Here is a 10,059-nt window from a genome sequence, read left to right as displayed (position 1 = left end):
GCTGTATCACCTGATCCGTATTAATGGCATCAAAACCTTTGACGATCTGCTGGCCAGCCACGGACGGGGTTGTGGTTGCGAGGTATGCAAACCGCTGGTGGGGTCGCTACTGGCCTCGTGCTGGAACGATTACCTGCTGAAAACGGCACATTTACCGTTACAGGACACGAATGACCGTTACTTTGCCAATATCCAGAAAGATGGCACCTATTCGGTCGTACCGCGCGTGCCGGGGGGCGAGATCACGCCACAGGGCCTGATTGCCATCGGCGAAGTGGCCGTGCGTTACGATCTCTATACCAAAATTACCGGCGGCCAGCGTATCGATCTGTTTGGTGCGCGGCTGGACCAGCTGCCTGCTATCTGGGAAACCCTGCTGGAAGCCGGTTTTGAAACCGGTCATGCCTACGGAAAATCCCTGCGTACGGTGAAATCCTGCGTCGGCTCGACCTGGTGCCGTTATGGCGTGCAGGATTCTACCGCCTTCGCCATCGCGCTGGAGAACCGGTATAAGGGTCTGCGCGCACCGCACAAGATCAAGATGGCGGTGTCCGGCTGCACCCGCGAATGTGCGGAAGCACAAAGTAAAGATATCGGGGTCATCGCCACGGAAAACGGCTGGAACCTGTACGTCTGCGGCAATGGCGGCATGAAGCCGCGCCATGCGGAACTGTTTGCCAGCGATCTGGACGATTACACGCTAATCCAGTACGTCGACCGGATTCTGATGTTCTACGTGCGCACGGCGGATCGCCTGCAGCGTACCAGCGTCTGGATGGATAACATGGAGGGCGGGCTGGACTACCTGCGTGAGGTGGTGATTCATGACAGCCTGGGGATCGCCGCCACGCTGGAACAGGAAATGCAACAGGTGGTGGACACCTGGCAATGCGAATGGCAGACCACGCTGGCCGATCCCTCGCGACGTGCGCTGTTTACCGCCACAGTGAACAGCGATCAGCCGGATGAAACGCTGCACTATGCACGCGTGCGCGGACAGCGCCAGCCACACAAGGCCAGTGGTATTCCCCTGATGCATCTGCCCGCCGAACCCTGGAGCGAAATCTGCCCACTGGAGGCCATTCCGCCAGAGGCCGGCATCGGAGCCCGTCTTGGCAGCGTCCGTATTGCCTTATTCCGCATGGGTGATGACTGTTATGCGCTGGAGGATCGTGAGCCGGGCAGCGAAGCCAGCGTACTGTCACGCGGTATCCTTGGTGATGTTGCGGGGGAGCCGGTGGTGATCTCGCCGCTTTACAAACAGCGTGTACGCCTGCGTGACGGACAGAGCCTTGATAATCCCCAGCATCAGCTGCGTTGCTGGCCGGTTAAACTGGAGGACGGCCAGGTCTGGGTCGCAAACCGTCCGCTTGACCTGATGGCGCAGGCATCATGAAAACTACCTGCGCTTATTGCGGGGTGGGCTGCGGCGTCGAGGTCACGCAGCCGCAGAGCGCGTCGCCTCAGGTCAGTGGCGATACCCGTCATCCGGCGAATGCCGGGCGGCTATGCGTAAAGGGCGCGGCACTGGGCGAAACCCTGACACAGGCCGGACGGTTGCTGCATCCTCAGCTTCATCACCAGCGGGTCAGCATGGAGACGGCACTGGATGCCGCGGCTGATGGTTTGCGCAGGATTATCGATGCGCATGGCCCGGAGGCGGTGGCTTTCTACGGTTCCGGCCAGTTGCTCACGGAAGATTACTATGTGGCGAACAAGCTGATGAAAGGCTTTCTCGGCGTCGCCAACATCGATACCAATTCACGCCTGTGTATGGCCTCCGCGGTGACAGGCTATAAACGGGCATTTGGGGCGGATGCCGTACCGTGCTGTTACGAGGATCTGGATGAGGCCGAGGTAGTCATTCTTGTCGGCTCGAACGCCGCCTGGGCCCATCCGGTGCTGTTTCAGCGCCTGAAACAGGCAAAAGTGCAGCGCCCTGAGATGCAGGTTGTGGTTATCGATCCGCGCCGCACGGCCAGTTGTGAATTCGCCGATCTGCATTTACCGCTCCGGCCGGGCAGCGATCCGGCCCTGTTCTCGGGCCTGCTGCACTGGCTGGAACAGCATGACGGCATTGACGTCACGATGCTGCCGCATCTGGACGGTGTAGACACAACCTTACGGGCCGCGCGGCAGTGGGATGGTGCGGCGGTGGCAGCCCATTGTGATATCAGCCATGAAGTGATCGCCGCGTTCTACGGGTTGTTTACCCGGCATGAGCGCGTACTGACCTTATGGTGCATGGGCATTAACCAGTCACAAAGCGGCAGTGACAACAACAATGCTATTCTCAATGCGCACCTGCTGAGCGGCAAGATTGGCCGACCCGGCTGCGGCCCGTTTTCGCTGACCGGACAGCCGAATGCGATGGGCGGGCGGGAAGTAGGGGGGCTGGCCAACCAACTGGCGGCGCATATGAGTTTCACCGCAGAAGATTGCGACCGTTTACAGCGTTTCTGGCGCAGTCCGCGTATGGCGCGTGAGCCCGGCCTGACGGCGGTTGATCTGTTTGACGCCATTGACCGTGGAGCAATCAAAGCTGTGTGGATTATGGGCACCAATCCGGCGGTTTCGATGCCAGAAGGCAATCGCATTGCCCGGGCGCTGGCTGCCTGTCCGCTGGTAATTGTGTCAGACGTGCTGGCGCAAACGGATACCACCGCCTTTGCGCATATTTTTCTACCCGCGCAGGGCTGGGGGGAAAAGAACGGCACCGTGACCAATTCTGAACGCCGGATTTCCCGTCAGCGCGCGTTTATGCCTCCGGCCGGAGAAGCTAAACCGGACTGGTGGTTACTCGCGCAGGTCGCCCAGCGTCTGGGCTTTCATGAAGGCTTTACCTGGACGCATCCGGCAGCCATCTTCCGCGAGCATGCGGCGTTGTCGGGGTTTGAGAACAACGGCCAGCGCGCCTTTGATATCAGCGGTCTGGCCGGTATGAGCGACGCACAGTGGGATGCGATGAAGCCGGTACAGTGGCCAATCAACGCTCGTTATCCCGAGGGCTGCGCCCGGCTGTTTAGCGACCGGCACTTTTACCATCCTGATGGTAAAGCCCGCCTGTTGCCACCGGCCACGCCGCAGCCAGTGGTGTGCGAAACGGCTTACCCGTTATTAATGAACAGCGGACGGATCCGCGATCAGTGGCACACCATGACGCGTACCGGCCTGGTTCCCCGGCTCATGCAGCATTGTGATGAGCCATTTGCAGCCCTGCATCCGCAGGACGCACAACGCTATGGCCTGTGCGCGGGCGCACTGGCACGGGTGCAGTCCGACGCGGGCTGGGTGACGGTGCGTGTGACGCTGGACAGCGGTCTGCGGCGCGGTGAGATCTTTGTCCCTATGCACTGGAACCGACAGTTCAGCCTGCAGGGCACGGTTGGCGGACTGGTGGCTTCAACCCGCTGTCCAGTCTCGGCACAGCCTGCATTTAAACAAACCGCTGTGCGTATCCACCCGCTCAACGCCAGCTGGCAGGGCTGGCTCTGGCAGCGCGACGCAAGCCCGCCTGATGCGCTGCGCTACTGGGCGCGAACACCCTATGAGGGCGTGCAACGCTTTAGCGTGGCTGGAGACGGTTCACCAGAACAGTGGCTCATGGCAACGATCCCGCTGGCCGGGCTGCAACTGCAAACCGCTCATGCGGCGGAACCGCATTACCGCCTGCTGGCCTGGCGTAACGGTGAGCTGCACCTGGTCTTTTATGCAGGCGCGTCTTTACCCGAGATCAATCATGACTGGGTTGCGCAGGCTTTTCGCCAGGCACCTGTGAATGCGGCGGACCGGCATGCTCTGCTGGCGGGACAATCGGCACAACGTGCCGTGGCTGGCCGGACGATCTGTAGCTGCTTTGGCGTTGGGGAAAACACCATCTTACAGGCGATTAAACAGGGCTGTCACAGCACTCAGGCACTGGGTAACGCACTCAACTGTGGTACCAACTGCGGCTCCTGCCTGCCGGAGCTAAAACACCTTTTGCTTTCCGTTGCTGTACCGGAGGAAGAATGATGATTGCGATCAATCCTTTAGATAAACTGCTGGCGCCGGACAACGCGTCCAGCCCTGGCAAAGTCTGGCTGGTAGGGGCCGGACCGGGGGATGTGGAACTACTGACAGTCAAGGCGCTGCGCCTGCTGCAACGTGCGGATGTCGTGGTCTATGATCGCCTGGTCAGCGAAGCGGTGATGGCGGAAGTCGCCAGCAGCGCACTCTGTATCGACGTAGGTAAACAGCCGGGCCATCACGGCCTGAAGCAGGCACAGATTAATCAACTGCTGGTGGACCTGGCTGCCAGCGGGCGCAATGTCGTACGTTTAAAAGGCGGCGATCCCTTTATCTTTGGCCGTGGCGGTGAAGAGATGGTCAGTCTGCAACAGGCGAATATTGTCTGCGAAGTGGTGCCCGGCATTACCGCCGCCGTGGGCTGTGCGGCTGCCAGCGGCATTCCACTGACGCACCGTGACTGTGCCCAGTCATTGCGCTTTATCACCGGACACGGGCGCAGCGGCGAGCCGCAGTTGGATGCGGCGGCGCTGACCGCAACCAATCAGACGCTGGTGTTTTACATGGGGTTAAGCTGGAGCAGCGTGATTAGCGCCCGGTTACGGGAATATGGCCGCAGTGAGGCAACGCCGGTGGCGCTCATTGAGAACGGTACGCGTCAGAACCAGCGGGTGCTGATCACCACGCTGGCCGGGTTGCCTGAAACTGTTGAGCAGCAAAAACCGGTGTCGCCGTCGTTACTGATTGTGGGCGATGTGGTGCGCTATTACCGGGCTGATCGAGTCGCAGCGCATGGGGAGGAGTTGGCGTTAAGTGATAGTGCAGTGCAGTGATGCTTAACGTGCCGAAGGAAGGGACACGGTTTTTACGGCTGGGGGATGAGACGGTCGCAAAAGCATTATCGGCGAATATGTTAGTGAGAGCCCCTACCTTAAGCGCCTTTCACATGAAACTGATGCCTGACAGTTACCTCACTCAGACATTTTTCTTAAGATTTTACCCTGAATAAACGCTATCGCTGCATTACACAATCGGCAATCTGTCGGACACTGAGATACGTTTGCATGGTATCCAGAACGCTTCATCACAACCTGACATTGACCACTGCCAGTCGCGCCATACTTTTTTCTTCTCAGTCCAGGTAAACTTTATTCTGGCTGGTATAGGCTGGCCGAAATCTGTCCGAATAGAGGCCGAAAAAATTCTAACTGTCTGATTATAAAGAGATGCTTTGATTAGTATTGCTACCATTCATAAGCTGGTGGTTAGCGCATATCTCTTTGAATTTACTAGATTAAATGTGCGTTTTTTAACAAATATGCTATGTATATAGCATATCCACAACGGCATGATTTGCAAGGTCAGATTTTCAGCTGTGCGTAAATTTGCGGAATTTGTCCGTAATTGCCTATGCCTCATACCAGTACGTACTCATCGCCACGGGGGTCAGGATACTTCGGTGTCATGGAGAGATTAACCGCTGTGTAAACACCTCATCCTAATGCGCTTCATATAACCTTCCCGATAAACTGCGGATCTCATGGAAAGTGGGCGGGTTGTCCGCCTCATCCAGACCGCAGCGGGTTCGCGCGCGTAAATGCCTGCGTCAGATTTTCCGGGCGTACCGGACCGGGTCTCCGCTCTGCTACTACCCCAGAATTACCTGAAAATAAATTTGTTATGTTTGACGGGTGGCAGCCTTCAGCAACGTTTAGTGACACCGCCAATCGTATAGATATTAAGATTTCAGCTGCACCTGACAGGCTGCAGCTGGCTGATTTCGTGAATTACTGGAAAGCAGAAAGCGTGGCGTACTACCAGAGTCAGTGGGAATTGAAACTGGCACGCTATATTGAAAAGGGGCGCAAACACCTTTCCTCTAAGCGCTCCAGAGAAAGACGAGACTGCATGCTGGTATCTGGGATGGATTATGAAATACCTGAAGGGTTCAGGGGAGGGTAGGGGAGCTTTACAGATTCATCTGCTGATTTTGGAAACTTTTGGGTGTCAGTCTGGCCAGTGCAGGCGCCGGCAGAAATGCTCACCGTCCTCGCTGCCATCAATGCCGGTCAGGTCCAGGGACATTTCGTCAATGGAATACTGCTCAGCGCGGGGCGTAGCTCTTCCGGGGTGGTCATTATGCGCTGCGACATACTTTGGCGTAAGTGCAATGGATAATCTATTTAAATTTCAAAAGCATTTGAGAGTCGATACATTGTCTACTGAGGTGTCACATAATTTCATTTATCCAGTCTGCAAATGCGCTTACGGCAGGGGAAAGGAATTTCTGATGTGGGTAAAGTAAGTTGACCGGGACTGATGACGGCTGCCAGTCGGCCAGCACTTCAACCAGCGCTCCCTTCTGAAGGTGCTCTGATACAACGCTCTCAGCAAGCTGGGCAAGCCAGAAACCTTCCAGACACATTTTTATATAGAGTCCCGTCTCGTTAACGGCTGCCTGACCGCTGACCGATACAGAAAGCGCTTCCGTCCCCTGGACAAAACGTAACTCGCTGGTACGCTGGGCCTGCCCGGAAAAGTAGTGTATAGCCCGATGATTTGATAAATCTCCAGGAGAACGGGGGATCCCGTACTCCCTGAGATAGTCCGGAGAGGCGCAGGTTATCCAGCGGAACTTCCCCTGTGGACGGGCAACAAGCGTGGAGTTTAGTAGCTCACCTGTTCTGATTACCCAGTCGACTCCCTCCTGTACGAGATCGACCTGCCGGTCACTCACGCCTATCATCAGGTAAATATCCGGTCAACCACCATGACGTCGCCGTCGCAGAGGCCCAGGTCCCGCATGCTGTTGCCGCTGGCGCGCACGAAGAAGGTTGATGCACGCCGGCGGATGCACAGTTCGTTCAGATCAAGTTCTTTCTCGACGTAATCCTGCGCAGGGGCGGGAAAGCCGGCGGCGCACGGATCGGCATAAAGCGGCACCCGGACCCGGGGCGTAAAAATGGGTGGCCAGAGGAGCGTCAGGCCGGCGGTACAGCTACTGGGTTCATGATCTGATGCCCTTGCCATGCTGCAGTGTGACTGCGAAAGAGCTGAGTAAATCGCGCATAAAATTCCTCCTGTTATTTTACTGTTCATGCATACAGTATTGTTGGGGCGGAATTATCTGGCAAGAGGGATTGAAACGGTTGGTGCAGAAGCGAAGCCATCTGACTGACTCGCCAGGAGATTTTTTATTAAGGTCAGCATGGCAGATACAGAACGGCGCCACTATGCTCAGCTCAGGGCCGGGAGACATGGAGAGCCGGGCTGTATCTTTAGAGCCCGGCTCTTTGTGGCCGGGCAGGTTTTGTTAAAATCCAGAATTAAGCGTTATCTGCGTTATCGGTTCATTCCGGCGTAGGTGAATGACGCTCTTTCGACACGACCGCTGCTCCTTGCGTAAACGCTGTGTTATAACAGGCAATAAAAGGTTTGTTATCTATTAAAAGGATAGTTTGGTTTAATATCGCAATAGTTAACTGTTGGGAAGCCTTCTACCATTTTTACTCCAATATCTTTTTCAAAGGAAAGATAGGCAGTATGAGGTTTTTTTCTCAAAACATTAGCAACGAGTTCGATAAAGTGCGTTTTGTTTCCATTTTGCGGAAATTCCTCAAATACTTCTTCAAAGAATGACAAGGGGAAAATATTTGCATTCATCCCCCCATCCATAAAAGCACCTAAATGGACAAGCGCAATCTCTGGCCTTTTTCGTTCCGGCAATTCCATTGTTGCATGTAAAGCGATTGCATCCCAGATAACTTCTGCTTTTTCCTCAGGGAATTTGTTATCGACTAAGTACTGCCGTGCCGCATCAACTCCATCCAGTTCGAATCTGGCATCTTTGATGAACTTTTCGGTAAGCCCCAGGTCGTGCATTATACAACCTAAATAAAGCATTTCTTCATCAAAAGCTTTACCAAGTTTTTTTCCAATAGAAGCTGCGAATAAATATGTTCTTACAACATGATTGAAAAGGGGAGCTGATGAGCATGAAGCAACAAGCTCAGTAGCCCCATCAGTGAAGCGTGTATGGGGTATAGTAACCCCTGCCAATGTTGCTGGCAATTCGCCGTTAAATCTGGAAAGAGGTATGGCTTGGGTAGTCTTACCCATTGCTTTGAACATTGGCGCAGATGCACACAGCACACAACAACATGATGAAATAAATTCTCTACGATTCATAAAAGATCTTCATATCCACTAATTAAAGAGTCAGGAATGCATTGTTTTGCTAATTTTTCTGGCAGCATTTTCTAAAATATGCAAACGCTCGCTTACTCTTGTGGCTGATGCTTCTTTTAGTTTGGCAGCAATCCAGGCTGGGGCTGTCTCAGGACGTCCAGCTTCATAGGGGGGATGTGGTGCATATTCCAGCCCCAGCTGAACTTGCATGGCTGCATCTTCACCGCAAAGCTCTCCAATCAATACCAGAGCAAAATCAATACCTGCGGTAACGCCTCCACCCGTTATGACATCTCCATCTTTTACCACTCGGCCTTCGTCCGGTATCGCGCCAAACAAGCTGAGCTGATCACGCCATGCCCAATGGCAGGCTGCTCTCTTTCCTGAGAGTAAACCGGCAGCGCCGAGTATTAATGAACCAGAACAAACAGAGGTTATATAAGATGCTGTATGAGCCAGTTTTACTATTGATTCCATATATCTATCGTTCTCAATAGCATCCGTACATCCACTTCCACCTGGAATACACAGTATGTCACATTCTTTCTCATACATGAGATCCCTGAGCCCTGTGAAATGCATGCCGTCAGCATAAACATTTTCACCGTCTACTGATGCGAGAATTGTTTCGAACTGAGGTGTACGGGAAAAGAACTGGTAAGGACCAGTGAAATCAAGCTGCGTTACGCCGTTATAGATTGGAATCAATACTTTGAAGAAATTAGACATGATGAATCCCTAAGATTGTAATGGCCTGAAATGAGCCTACCATCTATAGTGGTGGCCAAAATGACATTAATCATTCAAAAAAGGACATTATGAACATAGGTTTTTACATCTTTGATGATTTTCAACTTTTAGATCTTAGTGGGCCATTGGCTGCTTTTCAGTTCGTGAGCTTCACGGGGCATCATATTGTTTATAAACAACATGTTTTATCCATGAGGGGTGGTGCTGTTACGTGTACAGCTGGATTCTCAATTGAATCTCAAAAACTCTACCCGGAGCAATCCTTCGATTTACTGTTGGTTGTAGGAGGTCAGGGAGGCCGGAATATCTCAAGAGATAGCCAGGAAGGTAGAGCGCTGAAGAAAGCCTGCCTATCCAGTAAAAGTTTTGGCAGTATCTGCACAGGAGCTTTTGTCCTCGCTGAGTTGGGTCTTCTGGATGGGAAAACCGCTACTACTCACTGGAAATATAGGCATATTTTTAGTGATTTATACCCTGATGTAGTACTATCCACTGATGCTCTGTTCGTGAAAGATGGTGGCGTTTGGACATCAGCAGGAATATCCAGCGGTATCGATCTCGCGCTTGCGATAATTGAGGATAATCTTGGCACTGCAGTCTCATTAAAAGTTGCTCAGGAACTTGTTGTCGCGCAGCGCCGCACAGGGGGACAATCGCAATTTTCACCTGTTTTATTTTTAGAACCTCAGTCATCAAAAATTAAAGCTGTTTTGAATTATATTCATACGCATTTAGATCATGACTTGCGAGTTGAAAGTTTAGCTGAGGTTGCTTGCCTTAGCTCAAGGCAACTCACCAGGCTTTTTACTAAAGAAACAGGTGAAACCATTGCCAAAGCGGTTGAAAAAATTCGTCTGGATTCAGCAAAGTCTCTTCTGGAAACATCAGGGCTTTCCGTAGAAAAAGTTTCCAGATGCTGCGGGTTCGGTAACTCAGCCAGAATGAGAAGGGCTTTTCAACGGCATTATAAAAAACTCCCTCAAGCCTTCAGGAATTGAAATGACAGCCCGCATTGTAATTGTAAGAATATTCAAGAGTAAATGTTTTTTCCCAAGCGGCGGTTTGGTTATTTAAACGCGCCTCATAGCGCAGAATTGAATCGCCACGGCTTTA

General features: G+C 53.1%; 6 protein-coding genes and 3 pseudogenes. 4 read left to right on the top strand and 5 right to left on the bottom strand.

The window, feature by feature from the left end; genetic code table 11:
- The 3 genes from nirD to cobA all read left to right on the top strand — a co-directional run.
- A partial coding sequence (gene nirD, locus ERD80_RS19805) for a nitrite reductase small subunit NirD (RefSeq protein WP_136548241.1) occupies positions 1–1,396 on the top strand: 1,396 nt, incomplete at its 5' end.
- Positions 1,393–4,014: a nitrate reductase gene (locus ERD80_RS19800; protein ID WP_136548239.1), complete on the top strand. Its 2,622-nt coding sequence runs from the start codon at positions 1,393–1,395 to the stop codon at positions 4,012–4,014. The genes nirD and ERD80_RS19800, both read left to right, overlap by 4 nt.
- The gene (gene cobA, locus ERD80_RS19795; protein ID WP_136548237.1) at positions 4,011–4,841 is read left to right on the top strand and encodes a uroporphyrinogen-III C-methyltransferase; all 831 of its coding nucleotides are present in this window, start codon (positions 4,011–4,013) and stop codon (positions 4,839–4,841) included. Before ERD80_RS19800 ends, cobA begins: the two co-directional genes overlap by 4 nt.
- 1,189 nt (positions 4,842–6,030) lie before the next feature.
- On the opposite strand, the pseudogene ERD80_RS22930 reads toward cobA, so the two are convergent.
- From ERD80_RS22930 to ERD80_RS19770, 5 genes and pseudogenes are all read right to left on the bottom strand, one after another.
- A pseudogene (locus ERD80_RS22930) lies at positions 6,031–6,164 on the bottom strand (DNA polymerase V subunit UmuC); the annotation flags it as partial.
- Positions 6,165–6,238: 74 nt separating this feature from the next.
- Positions 6,239–6,769, bottom strand: a pseudogene (locus tag ERD80_RS19785) (LysR substrate-binding domain-containing protein); the annotation flags it as partial.
- Positions 6,766–7,038 (bottom strand): annotated as a pseudogene (locus tag ERD80_RS19780) (S24 family peptidase); the annotation flags it as partial. The pseudogenes ERD80_RS19785 and ERD80_RS19780, both read right to left, overlap by 4 nt.
- A gap of 408 nt (positions 7,039–7,446) precedes the next feature.
- Complete coding sequence (locus tag ERD80_RS19775; protein WP_136548235.1) at positions 7,447–8,196, bottom strand: HD domain-containing protein; 750 nt, start codon at positions 8,194–8,196, stop codon at positions 7,447–7,449.
- A gap of 30 nt (positions 8,197–8,226) precedes the next feature.
- Positions 8,227–8,925, bottom strand: a complete 699-nt coding sequence (locus tag ERD80_RS19770; RefSeq protein ID WP_136548233.1) for a DJ-1/PfpI family protein — start codon at positions 8,923–8,925, stop codon at positions 8,227–8,229.
- 89 nt (positions 8,926–9,014) lie between these two features.
- Between ERD80_RS19770 and ERD80_RS19765 the strand changes: the two genes are divergently transcribed.
- Positions 9,015–9,944: a GlxA family transcriptional regulator gene (locus ERD80_RS19765; protein ID WP_104187750.1), complete on the top strand. Its 930-nt coding sequence runs from the start codon at positions 9,015–9,017 to the stop codon at positions 9,942–9,944.
- Positions 9,945–10,059: the final 115 nt, after the last annotated feature.

Source organism: Pantoea sp. R102, assembly GCF_004916815.1.
Classification (GTDB): domain Bacteria; phylum Pseudomonadota; class Gammaproteobacteria; order Enterobacterales; family Enterobacteriaceae; genus Pantoea; species Pantoea dispersa.
The sequence above is the reverse complement of the archived record's forward strand: the minus strand, read 5'-3'. Positions and strand labels throughout refer to the sequence as shown.